Annotated in this window: 9 protein-coding genes; 6 read left to right on the top strand and 3 right to left on the bottom strand. The window is 71.5% G+C overall.

Annotated features, from left to right (window positions below):
* Positions 1 to 5: 5 nt before the first annotated feature.
* Positions 6 to 1,424 carry an aminotransferase class V-fold PLP-dependent enzyme gene (locus ABZ477_RS03205; protein ID WP_360127721.1) on the bottom strand — a complete coding sequence of 473 codons (1,419 nt, stop codon included), beginning with the start codon at positions 1,422 to 1,424 and terminating at the stop codon, positions 6 to 8.
* Positions 1,425 to 1,725: 301 nt separating this feature from the next.
* Here ABZ477_RS03205 and nirB point away from each other — a divergent pair, with 301 nt between their 5' ends.
* The 5 genes from nirB to ABZ477_RS03230 are packed head-to-tail and all read left to right on the top strand — an operon-like array spanning position 1,726 to position 7,757.
* The gene (nirB, locus tag ABZ477_RS03210; RefSeq protein ID WP_360127724.1) at positions 1,726 to 4,308 is read left to right on the top strand and encodes a nitrite reductase large subunit NirB; all 2,583 of its coding nucleotides are present in this window, start codon (positions 1,726 to 1,728) and stop codon (positions 4,306 to 4,308) included.
* On the top strand, positions 4,305 to 4,685 hold the full coding sequence (gene nirD / locus ABZ477_RS03215; protein ID WP_360127727.1) for a nitrite reductase small subunit NirD: 381 nt from the start codon (positions 4,305 to 4,307) through the stop codon (positions 4,683 to 4,685). The genes nirB and nirD overlap by 4 nt, the downstream gene beginning before the upstream one ends.
* On the top strand, positions 4,682 to 5,914 hold the full coding sequence (gene cobA, locus ABZ477_RS03220) for a uroporphyrinogen-III C-methyltransferase (RefSeq protein ID WP_360127730.1): 1,233 nt from the start codon (positions 4,682 to 4,684) through the stop codon (positions 5,912 to 5,914). The genes nirD and cobA overlap by 4 nt, the downstream gene beginning before the upstream one ends.
* Positions 5,914 to 7,056, top strand: coding sequence for a uroporphyrinogen-III synthase (locus ABZ477_RS03225; protein ID WP_360127910.1), 1,143 nt, complete (start codon positions 5,914 to 5,916; stop codon positions 7,054 to 7,056). The genes cobA and ABZ477_RS03225 overlap by 1 nt, the downstream gene beginning before the upstream one ends.
* Positions 7,053 to 7,757 carry a CbiX/SirB N-terminal domain-containing protein gene (locus tag ABZ477_RS03230; RefSeq protein WP_360127733.1) on the top strand — a complete coding sequence of 235 codons (705 nt, stop codon included), beginning with the start codon at positions 7,053 to 7,055 and terminating at the stop codon, positions 7,755 to 7,757. The genes ABZ477_RS03225 and ABZ477_RS03230 overlap by 4 nt, the downstream gene beginning before the upstream one ends.
* A gap of 98 nt (positions 7,758 to 7,855) precedes the next feature.
* Here the strand turns inward: ABZ477_RS03230 and trmD are convergent, their stop codons facing one another.
* Positions 7,856 to 8,530, bottom strand: a complete 675-nt coding sequence (trmD, locus tag ABZ477_RS03235) for a tRNA (guanosine(37)-N1)-methyltransferase TrmD (RefSeq protein ID WP_360127736.1) — start codon at positions 8,528 to 8,530, stop codon at positions 7,856 to 7,858.
* A 164-nt stretch (positions 8,531 to 8,694) separates the two neighbouring features.
* Between trmD and ABZ477_RS03240 the strand changes: the two genes are divergently transcribed.
* On the top strand, positions 8,695 to 10,110 hold the full coding sequence (locus ABZ477_RS03240; protein ID WP_360127739.1) for an MFS transporter: 1,416 nt from the start codon (positions 8,695 to 8,697) through the stop codon (positions 10,108 to 10,110).
* A 452-nt stretch (positions 10,111 to 10,562) separates the two neighbouring features.
* On the opposite strand, the gene ABZ477_RS03245 is transcribed toward ABZ477_RS03240, so the two are convergent.
* Positions 10,563 to 14,666, bottom strand: a complete 4,104-nt coding sequence (locus ABZ477_RS03245) for a bifunctional nitrate reductase/sulfite reductase flavoprotein subunit alpha (protein WP_360127742.1) — start codon at positions 14,664 to 14,666, stop codon at positions 10,563 to 10,565.
* Between the last annotated feature and the right edge of the window lie 110 nt (positions 14,667 to 14,776).

Genomic DNA, 14,776 nt, shown 5'->3' on the forward strand with positions numbered 1-14,776 from the left:
AGGGCTCAGGCGAGCGGGGCGGGGTCCCGCAGCACGTCGGCCGGCGGCGCCTGCCGGAACGCCTCGGGCGATGCGACGGCGCGGCGCACGGCTGCGACGGCGAGATCGACGTCCTCGCGTGTGTTGTAGACGGTGAAGCTCACACGGCAGCTCGCGGCCGGCTCGATGCCGAGCTCGTGATGCGCGAGCGTCGCGCAATGGCAGCCCGCGCGGGATTCGACGCCTTGCGCGTTCAGCGCCCGCGCGATGTCGAACGGCGAGTGCCCGCGGACGTTGAAGGCCACGAGCGGCGTCCGCTCGGCGCCGAGCGGCGGCCCGTAGACGTGCAGGCCGTCGATGGCGGACAGCCCCTCCATCGCGCGCTGCGTGAGGAAGCCCGCATGGGCGGCGACGGTCGACATGGCCTCGTCCACCGCTTCGGGAGCCAGGGCATCGTCGGTGCGGAACCAGGCACGCCCAGGGTCCGCGCCGACGAGGTCGACGAGCAGGCGGAGCGCCTGGGCCGAGGCGATGACGCCGAGGATGTTCGGGGTCCCGGCCGAGAACTTCCAGGGCAGCTCGTTGTACTCGACGCGGTCGGGGTAGACCTGGCCCTCGGCGATCATGTCGCCGCCGTAGAGGAACGGCGGCATCGACTCGCGCAGCGACTCCTTCGCGTACAGGATGCCGACGCCGAACGGCGCGAGCAGCTTGTGGAACGAGAACGCGAGGAAGTCGGCATCCAGCGCCTCCACGTCCACGCGCGAGCTTGCGAACCGCTGGGCCGCGTCCACCAGCAGCAGCGAGCCTCGAGTCCCGTCGGGCCGGCGGTAGCCGCTGGCCGAGGCGATCGCGCGCACGGCGTCGAGTGGAGGCTTCGTGCCGAGGAAGTTGGAGCCGCCCGTGCAGCACACGAGCTTCGTGCGCTCGTCGACCAGCGACGCCAGGTGCGCGAGATCGAGCTCGCCCGTCTCATGGTCGAACCGGGCGAGGCGGCACTGAACGCTCCGCCCGAACCGCGGCAGGATCTCTCGGCACAGCGCGTGCCAGGGCACGTAGTTCGAGTTGTGCTCCATGAGCGTCGTCACGACGTTGTCGCCGTCGCGGAAGTCGGCCATGAGCGAATACATGACCGAGTTGATCGCCTCGGTCGTGCTGCGATGCATGGACAGAGTCCGGCGCGACGGCGCGTTGATCCACGTCGCGATCGTGTCGAAGGATGCCTCGAACATCTCGGTCGTGCGGATGGAGGCATCCGACTGCCCCCGGTGGACGTTCTCGTACGTCTCGGACACGTCGCGAAGGAGCGCGAACAGCGCGAGCGGCGGCTGAGTGCTCGCGGCGTTGTTCGTCACGATGCGCTCGCGGAGAGGGAAGGCGAACTCGGTTCGGATCAGCTCGAGCTCGCGCGCTGCGAGGGTGCGCACACCCTGAGCGTCGCTCATGTGCGTCCGCGAAACAAGGGACCCCGTGAACGCGGACGGGGATGCCGCGGCACGCGTCGGTGGCGGATCTCACATCGGCGACCCGGCCGGCGTGAGGGAAACGTTCGCTCGGAGTAATGGAAATCCGTCCGGCGTCGAAACACCGCGCTCCTAGCTTGTCCTTCACCGCCCCTTCGTCGAGATCGGAGACGACATGACCGAGGCACCGTCCACGGGTTCGGACGCCGTCGAAGCACGAGCCGTCAAGAGCCGGAAACAATCCGCTGACAGTGGTGCAACATCCGCCCCGTACGGTGTCGGCATGAGCACCACCCCGCACAACGGCCCCCACGTCGTGGTCGTGGGTGCGGGAATGGTCGCCCACCGCTTCGTCGACAGCCTCCTGAGTCGCGCGGACGGCGCCGACTGGCGCGTCACGATCATCGGCGAGGAGCCGCGGCATCCGTACGACCGTGTCGGTCTGACCGGCTTCTTCGGCGGCGCGACACCCGACGAGCTGACGCTCGATCCCTCCGTCCTCGAGGACGACCGCGTCGAGTTCCTGCGGGGCGACGCCGTCACGAGGATCGACCGTCGCGGCCGGACGGTCCGCACGGTGTCGGGCCGTGACGTCTCCTACGACCACCTCGTCCTCGCGACCGGCTCGTATGCGGCGAAGCTCGCCGTCGACGGATTCACGCACGAAGGGTGCTTCGTGTACCGCACGCTCGACGACGTCGAGCGGCTGCGCGCGTTCGTCGAGGCCCGCTCCCGCGAGCTGGGCCGTCCGCTCACCGGCATGGTGATCGGCGGCGGCCTGCTCGGCCTCGAAGCGGCCGGCGCTCTGCAGGGCCTGGACGTCTCGTGCACCGTCGTGCAGTCCTCGGACCGGCTCATGTCGGCCCAGCTCGACCTCCCCGGCGGGAACGCTCTGCGCCGCCTCATCGAGTCCCGCGGCATCAAGGTCAAGACGCAGTCGATCACGACGCGCCTCGACGCGGACCGCGGCGGCAAGGTCGCGGGACTGGAGTTCCGCGACGGCGGCTACGAGCGCGCCGACGTCGTGATCTTCACCGTCGGCGTGCGGCCGCGCGACGAGCTGGCGCGGGATGCTGCGCTCGAGGTCCACCCGCGCGGCGGCGTCCTGATCGACGCGGGCTGCCAGACCTCGGACCCGCACATCCTCGCCGTCGGCGAGGTCGCCAACTACGACGGCATGTGCGTCGGGCTCGTCGCCCCCGGCTATGCCATGGCCGAGGTCGCGGCGACGCGGCTGCTCGGCGGCGAGGCGTCCTTCCCCGGCTACGACCTGTCGACGAAGCTCAAGCTCTCCGGCGTCGACGTCGCGAGCTTCGGCGACGCGTTCGCCGAGACGCCGGGGGCGCTCGACGTCGTCTACGCAGACCCGGTGGCGGGCGTGTACAAGAAGCTCGTCCTGTCGGACGACGCGAAGACGCTGCTCGGCGGCATCCTCGTCGGCGACGCGTCGGCCTACGGGTCGCTGCGTCCGCTCGTCGGCGGTGCGCTGGGCGGAGACCCCGCGGCCTACCTCATGCCCGAGGGCGGCGTCGCGGCGCCGACCGCAGAGGTGCCCGACGAGGCGCTCGTCTGCTCGTGCAACAGCGTCACGGCCGGCACGATCCGCAACGCGGTCCACGACGAGGGCTGCACCGACGTCACGAGCATCAAGGCCTGCACGAAGGCCGGGGCTGCCTGCGGCTCGTGCGTCATGATGGTCAAGAAGATCGTCGGGACCGAGCTCGCGAAGTCGGGCGCCGCGCTGAGCAGCGCGCTGTGCGAGCACTTCGAGATGTCGCGCCGCCAGCTCTTCGACGCCGTGAGGGTGTCGGGGCTGACGACCTTCAGCGCCGTCATCGAACGCTTCGGCGTCGGCCGCGGCTGCGACATCTGCAAGCCCGCACTCGCCAGCATCCTGTCGACCCTCGTCGGCAAGCACGTCCTCGACGGCGAGAACGCGACGCTGCAGGACACCAACGACCACGTCATGGCGAACCTGCAGAAGGACGGCAGCTACTCCGTCGTGCCGCGCATCCCCGGCGGCGAGATCACGCCGGAGGGCCTCCTCGTGATCGGGCAGGTCGCGAAGGACTTCAACCTCTACACGAAGATCACCGGCGGCCAGCGCATCGACCTGTTCGGGGCACGCCTCGAGCAGCTCCCCGAGATCTGGAAGCGCCTCGTCGACGCGGGCTTCGAGTCGGGCCACGCCTACGGCAAGTCGCTGCGCACCGTGAAGTCGTGCGTCGGGTCGACGTGGTGCCGCTACGGCGTTCAGGACTCCGTCGGCATGGCGGTGCAGCTCGAGCTGCGCTATCGCGGCCTGCGCTCGCCGCACAAGCTCAAGCTCGGCGTCTCGGGCTGCGCGCGCGAGTGCGCCGAGGCCCGCGGCAAGGACGTCGGCGTCATCGCGACGGAGGCCGGCTGGAACATGTACGTCGGCGGCAACGGCGGCTTCACGCCCCGCCACGCCGTGCTGTTCGCGGAGGGGCTCTCGGACGACGAGCTGCTCACGGCGATCGACCGGTTCCTGATGTACTACATCTTCACCGCCGACCGACTGCAGCGCACGGCGCCCTGGTTCGAGGACCTCGACGGCGGCATCGAGGGCCTCCGCTCGGTCATCTTCGACGACAGCCTCGGCATCTGCGCCGATCTCGACGCCGCGATGGCCACGCACATCGACTCCTACGAGGACGAGTGGAAGGCGACGATCGAGGATCCCGAGAAGGTCCGCCGCTTCGCGTCGTTCGTCAACGCCCCCCTCACCCCCGACCCCTCCCTCGCCTACACCGTGGAGCGCGGCCAGCCGCGCCCGGCGACGGCCGAGGAGCGCGAGGACGGCCGCGTCCTCATCGCCGGAACGACGCTGGAGGTGCGCCGATGACGCTTCTGGAGGCCGATGTGACGACAAGGGATGCTGCGCCGTGGGTCCGCATCTGCTCGCTCGACGATCTCGAAGTCGAGCGCGGGCGCGCGGCGCTCCTTGGCGAGGACCAGGTCGCGCTCTTCCTGACGCACGAGGGCCGCGTCTTCGCGGTGTCGAACCTCGATCCGTACAGCGGCGCGCACGTCATCTCGCGCGGCATCGTCGGGACGAGGCAGGATGCCCCGACCGTCGCCTCGCCCATGTACAAGCAGGTCTTCGACCTCCGCACGGGCGTGTGCCTCGACACGCAGGGCAAGGATGCGAAGTCGCTCGCGGTGTGGCCCGTCGCCGTGCGCGACGGCGACGTCTACCTCAAGGAGGGCGCGCGCTCATGACGACGATGCTCGGGGTCTCGCTCGCGGGACGCGATGTGCTCATGGTGGGCGGAGGTCCCGTCGCGGCGCGGCGGCTCCACCGCTTCCTCGAGGACGGCGCGCGCGTGCGCGTCGTCGCCCCCGAGCTGTGCGACGACGTGCGCGCTCTCGTCGAGGAGCACGACCTCGAGTGGACGCCGCGCACGGCCGTCGCCGCCGACGTCGACGGCGCATGGCTCGTGCACACGGCGACGGGCGACCTGCAGGCGGACGCGGCGATCGCCGCGGCCTGCGAGCAGCGGCGCGTCCTGTGCGTGAACGCTTCGGACGGCGCGCACGGATCGGCGCGTCTGGCCGCCGAGACCCGCGCAGGCGACGTCGTCGTCGGCGTCGTCTCGGACGCCGGCGTCGACCCGCGGCGCGCGGGGCGCCTCCGCGATGCGATCGCGGGCCTGCTGCGGGAGGGCCGGCTGCCGCTGCGCCGTCGCCGCGCGACGGTCTCGGGCCGTGTCGACCTCGTCGGCGGCGGCCCCGGCCCCACCGACCTCATGACGATCCGCGGCCGGCGGCTGCTCGCCGAGGCCGACGTCGTCGTCGCGGACCGCCTCGGGCCGACGGACGTCCTGGCCGACCTCGACCCGGATGTCGAGATCATCGACGTCGGCAAGCGCCCCGGGCACCACCCGGTCCCCCAGGACGACATCAACCGGCTGCTCGTCGAGCACGCGCGGGCGGGCAAACGCGTCGTGCGGCTCAAGGGCGGCGACCCCTTCGTCTACGGCCGCGGCGGCGAGGAGGTCGCGGCGTGCCTGGAGGCCGGCATCCCGGTCGACGTCGTGCCCGGTCTCACGAGCGTCGTGTCGGTGCCGCAGGCGGCCGGCATCCCCGTGACCCACCGCGGAGTCGCAGCCTCCGTGCATATCGTCAACGGCCAGGCGGAGCCCACCGCCGCGGCCGCCGCCGCGATGTCGGACCCCACTGTGACGACGGTGGTCCTCATGGGCGTCGCCGGTCTCCCCCGGATCGTCGAGGCCGCGCGCGCCGGCGGCGCACCCGACGACCGCCCGGTCGCGATCGTCGAGAACGGCCACACGCCCCGCCAGCGCACGACCCGCACGACCCTCGGACGTGCCGTGACGGACGCGCAGGCTGCGGGCGTCCAGAATCCTGCCGTCATCGTGATCGGCGACGTCGCCGCAGCCGATCTCCTCCTGCCCCAGCCCCAACTGATCGGCGATACATCCCGGTGATCGACCGCCCCCGCCCCACCCTCTCGGCCGCACTCGACGGCTGCACGATCGTCATCGCCGTCGACCGCCGCTCCGGCGAGCTCGCCGCGGCGCTCGAGCGCCACGGCGCGACCGTCCGCCACGCGCCGGCTCTCACGATCGTGCCGCACATCGACGACGAGGCCCTCATCGCCCGCACGCGCGAGCTGATCGCGCATCCCCCCGAGGTCGTCGTCGCGACGACGGGCGTGGGATTCCGCGGGTGGATGGAGGCCGCCGACGAGGCGGGACTCCTCGACGAGCTGCACGCCGCCTTCGCGGGCGCGCAGATCGTCGCCCGCGGTCCCAAGGCCCGCGGCGCGATCCAGCAGGCGGGCCTCACGGCGGACTGGGTCGCGGAGTCCGAGACATCGACGGAGCTGGGTGAGTTCCTGCTGGCCGAGGGCGTCGCGGGCCGCCGCATCGCGGTGCAGCACCACGGCTCGGGTGCGGACGGGCTCGACGAGCTGTTCCAGGGCGATGGAGCGGATGTCGTGAGCCTCACGGTGTATCGCTGGGGGCCGCCCCCGGACGCCGAGGCCGTCCGCCGCTCCGTCGTCGCGACGGGCGCCGGCGAGATCGACGCAGTCCTTTTCACCTCGGCGCCGGGTGCCGAGGAGTGGGTCGCCGCCGCGCAGCGCGGAGGCGTCCTCGACGACATCCGCCGGCTCGTGGAGCACGAGCGCGTCCTGATGGCCGCCGTCGGCCCCATCACGGCCGGACCGCTCGAACGGGCGGGCCTGGCTCCCCTCGTCGCCGAGCGCGGGCGCCTCGGATCGCTCGTCCGCGCCGTCGTCACGCACTTCGGCGGCGGGCACGGGCCCTCGCGCGACACGACGGCGGGACGCCTCGAGCTGCGCAGCGCGGGCGCCGTCCTCGACGGACGGTTCATCCCGCTCTCGCGGACCGGCACCGACCTGCTCGGCGTGCTGTTCGATGCGGACGGATCCGTGGTGTCCCGGCAGGCGCTCCAATGCGCGCTGCCCCGCTCGGGAGACAACACGCACGCCGTCGAGATGGCCGTCGCCCGCGTGCGCGAAGCCCTCGGCGTGCCCGACCTCATCAAGACCGTCGTGAAGCGGGGCTACCGCCTCAACGTTCTCGAGCCGGGCGGTGCGCTGTGACGCGCCCGACCCTCATCGCCTGCTCCCACGGCACGGCGTCCTCCGACGGCAGGCTCGCAATCCGCGGCCTCGTCGAGCAGGTGCGCGCGATCCTCCCCGACGTCACCGTCGAGCAGGCGTTCGTCGACGTCGAGACCCCCGAGGTCGCGGACGTCGTCGCGCGGGTCGCGGCATCCGGACCCGCCGTCGTGGTGCCGCTGCTCCTGTCGACGGGCTACCACACGCGCGTCGACATCGCGCGCGCCGTGCGCCCGTTCGAGAACGTCGTCGCGACGCCCGCGCTCGGGCCCCACGACCTCCTCGCCCTCGCGCTCGAGGACCGGCTCCGCGAGGCGGGGATCCGCTCGGGCGACGCCGTCGTGCTCGCCGCGGCGGGCTCGAGCGATCCGGCCGCCGAGGTCGACGTCCGCACGATGGGCCGCCGTGTCGCGGAGCTCCTGCACGCCCGCGTCACGGTCGGGTTCGCGGCCGGGGCGGAGCCGCGCCTGGGGGAGGCCGTCGCACAGGCCCGCGCTGCGGGAGCCCGGCGTGTCATCGCCGCGAGCTACGTCCTCGCCCCCGGTCACTTCGCCGGCGTCATCGCGGGCTCGGGGGCCGACATCGTGACGGCTCCCCTGGCGCCGGACCTGCGGATCGCGGCCGTCGTCGCCGAGCGCTACGAGACGGCGCGCCGCGAGCTGCCCGCGAGCATCCTCATGTAGGGCCGGACTGGCCAGGGGCAGGCGGCGCGCGCCGAGCTGCCGGCGAGCGTCCCCGGCTGGATCGAGCCTGGTCGGGCCGCGGCCACACTGCCGTGGCGCTACAGGAGGTCCGGCCGCCGCTCGCGCGTGCGCTCGAGGCTCTGCTCGCGGCGCCACTGCGCGATCGCGCCGTGGTTGCCGCTCAAGAGGATCGCGGGCACCTCGAGATCGCGCCACACGGGCGGCTTCGTGTAGCTCGGGTATTCCAGCATCCCGTCCTCGTGCGACTCCTCGACGAGGCTCTCGGGGTTGCCGACGACACCCGGGATGAGGCGCGAGACCGCCTCGATCATCGCCATCGCGGCGACCTCTCCGCCGTTGAGGACGTAGTCGCCGAGGCTCACCGACCGCACGCGGCCGCGCGCGGCGTAGTGGTCGATGACGCGCTGGTCGATCCCCTCGTAGCGCCCGCACGCGAAGGCGAGGTGCGACTCCTCGGCGAGCTCGCGGGCGAGCCGCTGCGTGAACTGCTCCCCCGCCGGCGACGGCACGATGAGCAGCGCGTCATCGGTCAGCACCTCGTCGAGCGCCTCGCCCCACGGCTCGGGCTTCATGACCATGCCGGCCCCGCCGCCGTAGGGCGTGTCGTCGACAGTGCGGTGGCGGTCGTGGGTCCAGTCGCGCAGGTCGTGGACGCGCAGATCGAGGATGCCGCGATCCCGGGCCTTCCCGATGAGCGAGACGTCGAGCACATCGAAGAAGGCAGGGAAGATCGTGACGATGTCGATGCGCACTCACCGAGTCTAGGCATCCGGCCATGTTTCCGAAGTGTGACGAAGGCCTAACCCACGGGGTTCGGAGGGCGTGACGGACATGTGATCAAGAGGTAACTGCTCGGGCAGGAGGGCGGAAACACGCCGTCCGTAGCTTCTTCTCATACCCTCCCGAAGGAGAAGCGATGACCACTTCCGTGACATCCCCCGTCGGCGCCGCCGCCGCCACCGGCACCACCTCCACCACTCTCACCCACCGCTCCGGCCGCTGGATCGACGGCTGGAACCCCGAGGACTCCGCTTTCTGGGAGACCGAGGGGCGCCCGATCGCCCGCCGCAACCTCGGCTGGTCGATCTTCGCCGAGTTCCTCGGCTTCATCGTCTGGCAGCTGTGGAGCATCGTCGTCGTGATGCTGCCCGCCGCCGGCTTCGCGTTCACGAGCTCCGAGGCCTTCTGGCTGATCTCGGTCCCGAGCCTCGTCGGTGCGACCATGCGGTTCCCGTACACGTTCATGGTCGCCAAGTTCGGCGGTCGCAACTGGACGATGATCTCGGCCGGACTCCTCCTCATCCCGTCGATCCTCCTCGGGATCGTCGTCGGCAACCCCGAGACGCCCTTCGGCGTCATGCTCGTCGTCGCGGCGCTCGCCGGCTTCGGCGGCGGCAACTTCGCGAGCTCGATGGCCAACATCACCTACTTCTTCCCGCAGAAGGAGAAGGGCTGGGCCCTCGGCCTCAACGCCGCCGGCGGCAACATCGGCACGGCGGTCGCCCAGTTCGCCGTCCCGATCGTCGTGACGATCGGCGCCGCGGCGACGCTCAACATCTCGCTCGCGGGCTGGATGTGGGTGCCTTTCATCCTCCTCGCGATCTGGGGCGCGTGGCGCTTCATGGACAACCTCTCCAACGCCAAGGCCGACCTCGCGGGCTCCGCCGCGGCCCTGCGCGAGCCGCATCTGTGGCTCATGGCGCTGCTCTACATCGGCACGTTCGGCTCGTTCATCGGCTTCGCGAGCGTCTTCCCGAAGCTCATCGCCGACCAGTTCCCCGAGTTCTCCACGATCCAGGTCGGGCAGGCCGCCGTCTCGCTCGCCTTCCTCGGCGCGCTCACCGGATCGCTCGCGCGCCCGTACGGCGGCAAGCTCGCCGACAAGGTCGGCGGCGCCCGCGTCACCGTCGGAGCATTCTCGGTCATGGCGCTCGGAGCCCTGTCGCTCATCTGGACGCTTCCGCTGCACAACTTCTGGGTCTTCCTCGCGTGCTTCCTCGTGCTGTTCGCCGCGACGGGCGTCGGCAACGGCTCCACGTACCGCATGATCCCGAACATCTTCGCGGCGCGCGGCCTCGCGACCGACGCGCTGCCCGGGACCCCTGCGGGCGTGAAGATCCAGCGCAAGGCGGCCGCCTCGCTCGGACTCATCTCGGCGATCGGCGCCTACGGCGGCTTCGTCATCCCGCAGGTGCTCAACCTCTCGCAGACGACGACGGGCGCCTACACGGCCGCGTTCTACGGCTTCGTCGCCGCGTACGTCGTGCTCGGCACCCTGACGGTGCTGGCGTACATCGTCCCCCGCAAGTCCCTCGCAGGTCAGCGCATCTGACCCTCGTGCAGAAGCGGGCCGCATCCTCCGGGTGCGGCCCGCTTTCGCGTGCGCGGAGGCCGGCGCCCCGCACCACACCGCCGCAGATCGCCACAACGTCACACGATCCGGGCCCGATGCGTGGGACATTGCGGCTATCTGCGACATTGCGGCGACAGCATCCGACCGCGAACGCCAGACGGGATGCTGTCACCGCAGCCCGCCCGCAGCGCCAAGCGAGCACCACCCCGCCGCAGATCGCCTCAACGTCACACGATCCGGGCCCGATGCGTGCGACATTGCGGCTATCTGCGACATTGCGGTGACAGCATCCCGTCCGACCCCGGGATGCCGTCCGCGCAGGCTCTGCACGAACTCCTCAAGTCCACGGCTCTCCGGCCGCGACACGCCGCGAGGCCGCCCTCGGGAACGGCCGATCGAAGGAGTTTGTGCCCGCCGGCTTCAGGACGCAGTCAGTAGACGTCGCGGACGTAGCGCTTCTGCGCGACGAGGCTCTTCTTGAACTCGACGGCGGCCTCCTCGGAGAGCCCGCCGTGGCGGCGTGCGATCGTCGTGAGGGTGTCGTCGACGTCCTGCGCCATGCGGCTCGCGTCGCCGCACACGTAGAAATGCGCGCCGTCCTGCAGCCAGCGCCACAGCTCGACGCCGTGCTCCAGCATCCGGTCCTGCACGTAGATCTTCTGACGCTGGTCGCGCGAGAAGGCGACGTCGAGGCGCGTCAGGAAGCCGTCCTCGCGCATCGCCTCGAGCTCTTCGCGGTAGTAGAAATCCGTCGCCTCGTGCTGCTCGCCGAAGAAGAGCCAGTTGCGGCCCGTGTGCCCGTCGGCGCGGCGGTCGTGAAGGAAGCCGCGGAACGGCGCGATCCCTGTGCCGGGACCGACCATGATCATCGGCGTGTCCGGAGATGCCGGCGGCCGGAAGTGCGAGGACTTCTGGAGGTACACGGGGGCGGGGATGCTGTCGCCCGAGTCCGCGAGGAACGTCGAGCAGACCCCGCCCCGGCGGAGCCCCGCCTCGGTCTCGAACCGCACGACCGAGACGGTCAGCTGCACCTCGTGCGGGCTGGTCTTGGGGCTCGAGGAGATCGAGTACTGCCGCGGCTGGAGGCGCTTGAGCACCGCGAGCCACTCGGCGGGGTCGGCCTGCACGGGGAACTCGCGCAGGACGTCGACGGCCTGCATGCTCCACAGGAAGGCCTCGAGCTTGGCCTTGTTCTCGCGGCGCAGCAGGGTCGCGAGCCGCGAGTCGGAGTTGCGCTCGGCGATGAACGAGAGGAGGTCGCCCGACACCTTCGTGATGTCGAGCTGCGTCGCGAGGGCGTCGGCGAGGTACCGCTCCTCGCCGTCGAGCTCCACGACGGCGCGGCGCGCGAGTCCTGTGATCTCGAGCCACTCGTCCACCACAGCGGGCGCATTGGCGCACACGACGCCGAGCGAGTCGCCGGCCTCGTACGCGACGCCCGCGTGCGAGAGGTCGAAGCCGAACTGGCGGACCTCCTTCGCCGAGCCGGCGCCGCTGAGGAGCCGATTCGTCACGAGCTCGGCGCTCACGGGATTTGCGCGCGTGAAGAGCCGCCGGGTGGGAGCCGAAGCGACTTCGGCCGGAGCATCGGAGGAGGGCGCGAGCTTCGAGATGACCTGCTCGAGCCACGCCGCGGCCGGCTCGGTGTAGTCCGGCTCGCAGTCGACGCGGGGAAGGAGCGCCGTCGCTCCCAGGGCGCCCAGGCGGGTGTCGATGCCTCGCCCGTGCCCGCAGAAGTCGTCGTACGAGGGGTCGCCGATCGCGAACACGGCGTAGTCCAGTTCCGGGAGCTCCGGCACGTCGTCGCCGTTGAGCTGGTCCCAGAGGTCCGCCGCGTTGTCCGGCGGCCCGCCGTCGCCGAACGTCGAGGTCACGACGAGCAGCCGGCGCACGGCGGCGAGGTCGGCGACCGACATCTCGACCATGCTCACGGCGCGGGCGGGGATCCCGCGCGCGGTCAGCGTCGCGACCGACGCCGTCGCGAGCTCCTCGGCATTGCCCGTCTGGGAGCCCCAGAGCACCGTGACCTCGTCCTGCTCGCCGAACGAGACGGCCGGGCCGATCGCGGTGCGGGAGTAGAGCCCCGCGAGCACGCCGTCGAACCACGCGCGGGGAAGATCCCGCATCGGCGCGGCGGCCGGGAGCACGGGCACGAGGCCCGCGGCGACCGGCGCCGCCTCGAGCGCGGAGAGGAAGCCGGACACGTAGGCGCCCTCCGCCTCTGTGAGCGCGGGCGCGGGTGATCCCTCGACGCCGGCCCGAGCCAGCACGTCCCGCGCGAACCCGGGTTCCAGCACCCCGATGACCTCGTCGTCCGCCGGGGCGGCGGCGGGGCCGACCCGCCGAAGGGCGACGGCGGCGAACTTGAACTCGGGCTGGAGCGACGCCTGATCGACGGCATCGCTCGTGACGGCGTTGACCGTCAGGTACTCGCCCTGCTCGTCGTTCCAGTGGAACGGCGCGAAGCAGCATCCCGGCCGCACACGGTCCGTCACGACGGCGGGGAGCACGACGCGGCCGCGCCGCGACGAGATCTCGACCTCGTCGCCGTCCGAGATGCCCTGCGCTTCGGCATCCTGCGGGTGGATCTCGACGAACGGCTTCGGGTTGAGCTTGACGAGCTTGCCGACCTTGCCCGTCTTGGTCATCGTGTGCCACTGGTGCTGCAGGCGCCCCGTGTTGAGGATCCACGGGAAGTCGTCGTCCGGCAGCTCCTGCGGGCCGAGGTGCGGGCGCGCGAAGAACTGGGCTCGGCGCGACGGCGTGGCGAACGCGAGGCGCGGTGTCGTGCCGTCCGCCTCGCGATGCAGCGACTGGCTCACGCCGTCGTTGAGATAGCGGATGGGATGCCGGTCCTCGGCGTCGCCCTCGGGCGCCGGCCACTGCACGGGGCCGCGGCGCAGGCGCTCGTACGAGACGCCGCGGATGTCCCACCCCGTCTGCGGGTTCCAGAACCGCCGGATCTCGTCGAAGATCTCCTCCGCGCTCGCGAACGCGAAGCCTTCGTCGAACCCCATCGCCTGCGCGACGCGGCAGATCGTGAGCCAGTCCGGCTGGGCATCGCCCGGCGCCTCGGTCGCGCGCGGCACGAGGGTCATCGTGCGGTCGCTGTTGACCATGACGCCCTCGGACTCGACCCACAGCGTCGCCGGCAGCAGGATGTCGGCGTAGGCGTTGGTCGCGGTCTCGGTGAACACGTCCTGCACGACGACGAGCTCGGCCGCTTCGAGGCCCTCGATGACGTTCCTGCGGTTCGCGACCGACGCGACGGGGTTCGTGCAGATGATCCAGGCCGCCTTGATGTCGCCTGCGGCCATCGATCGGTAAAGATCGATCGTGCCGGTGCCCGCCTCGGCGCGGATCGACCCGGGCTCGAGCCCCCAGACCGCCTCGACGAACGCGCGGTCGGCGGGGGTGAAGACGGCGCGCTGCCCCGGCAGGCCCGGGCCCATGTAGCCCATCTCGCGGCCGCCCATCGCGTTCGGCTGCCCTGTGAGCGAGAACGGCCCGCTGCCCGGCCGGCAGATCGCGCCCGTCGCGAGGTGCAGGTTGCAGATCGCGTTGGTGTGCCACGTCCCCTGCGTCGACTGGTTGAGCCCCATCGTCCACAGGGTCATCCACTCCCCCGCCTCGGCGATGAGGCGCGCGGCGGTGCGGATGTCGGCTTCGGGCAGGCCCGTGATCTGCGCGACTCGTGCCACCGGATACTCGGCCAGGAACTCCGGCATCCCGTCCCAGCCCTCGGTGTGCGAGGCGATGAACCCGGCGTCGATCGCGCCGTCCTCGACGAGAAGGTTCAGGATGCCGTTGAGCAGCGCGAGGTCCGTCCCCGGCGCGATGGGGAGGTACAGGTCGGCGCGGTCCGCCGTCGCCGTGCGCCGCGGGTCGACCACGATGAGCTTCGCGCCCTGCTTGAGCCGATCCGCCATGCGCAGGAACAGGATCGGGTGGCAGTCGGCCATGTTCGACCCGATCACGAAGAACAGGTCGGCTCGATCGATGTCCTCGTACGATCCGGGGGGACCGTCGGCGCCGAGCGACTGCTTGTAGCCCGTCCCCGCCGAGGCCATGCACAGCCGCGAATTCGACTCGATGTGCAGGCCGCGCAGATAGCCCTTGACGAGCTTGTTCGACAGGTACTGGGCCTCGATCGACATCTGGCCCGAGACGTAGAGCGCGACCGAGTCCGGTCCGTGCTCGTCGACGATCGCGCGCAGGCGCGCGCCCGCCTCGGCGATCGCGGTGTCCAGAGGCGCGGGCACGGCGTCCTCGCCGCGCGCAGGGCGGATGTACGCCGTCGACATGCGGCCCGGTGCGTGCATGAGGTCGACGTGAGTCGCACCCTTCGTGCACAGGCGGCCGCCGTTGGCGGGGTGCAGCCGGTCGCCCACGGTCTTCGTGACGCGTCGGCCGTCGGCCTCCGCGGACGTCGTGACGGCGATGCCGCAGCCGACGCCGCAGTAGGAGCACACCGCCCGCGACTCGCTCGACGGCGCGTCGATCCGCGCCGCCGCGGCATCGACGAGAGGGCTCATGTCCCGATGATCCCGGACGGATGTTCCGGGACGGGTTCCCCGGTGTTACCGCTCGATCACAGCGATCTCACGGTTCGCCGGGAACCGGTGTGAGCGCGCTGCGGTCAGGG

The organism is Microbacterium sp. NPDC019599 (assembly GCF_040632175.1).
GTDB lineage: Bacteria > Actinomycetota > Actinomycetes > Actinomycetales > Microbacteriaceae > Microbacterium.

Excerpts from the sequence above, each read along its gene's own strand:
- nirB (WP_360127724.1), top strand. The coding sequence starts at position 1,726 with ATGAGCACCACCCCGCACAACGGCCCCCACGTCGTGGTCGTGGGTGCG.
- cobA (WP_360127730.1), top strand. The coding sequence starts at position 4,682 with ATGACGACGATGCTCGGGGTCTCGCTCGCGGGACGCGATGTGCTCATG.
- ABZ477_RS03240 (WP_360127739.1), top strand. The coding sequence starts at position 8,695 with ATGACCACTTCCGTGACATCCCCCGTCGGCGCCGCCGCCGCCACCGGC.
- ABZ477_RS03205 (WP_360127721.1), bottom strand. The coding sequence starts at position 1,424 with ATGAGCGACGCTCAGGGTGTGCGCACCCTCGCAGCGCGCGAGCTCGAG.
- ABZ477_RS03245 (WP_360127742.1), bottom strand. The coding sequence starts at position 14,666 with ATGAGCCCTCTCGTCGATGCCGCGGCGGCGCGGATCGACGCGCCGTCG.
- nirD (WP_360127727.1), top strand. The coding sequence starts at position 4,305 with ATGACGCTTCTGGAGGCCGATGTGACGACAAGGGATGCTGCGCCGTGG.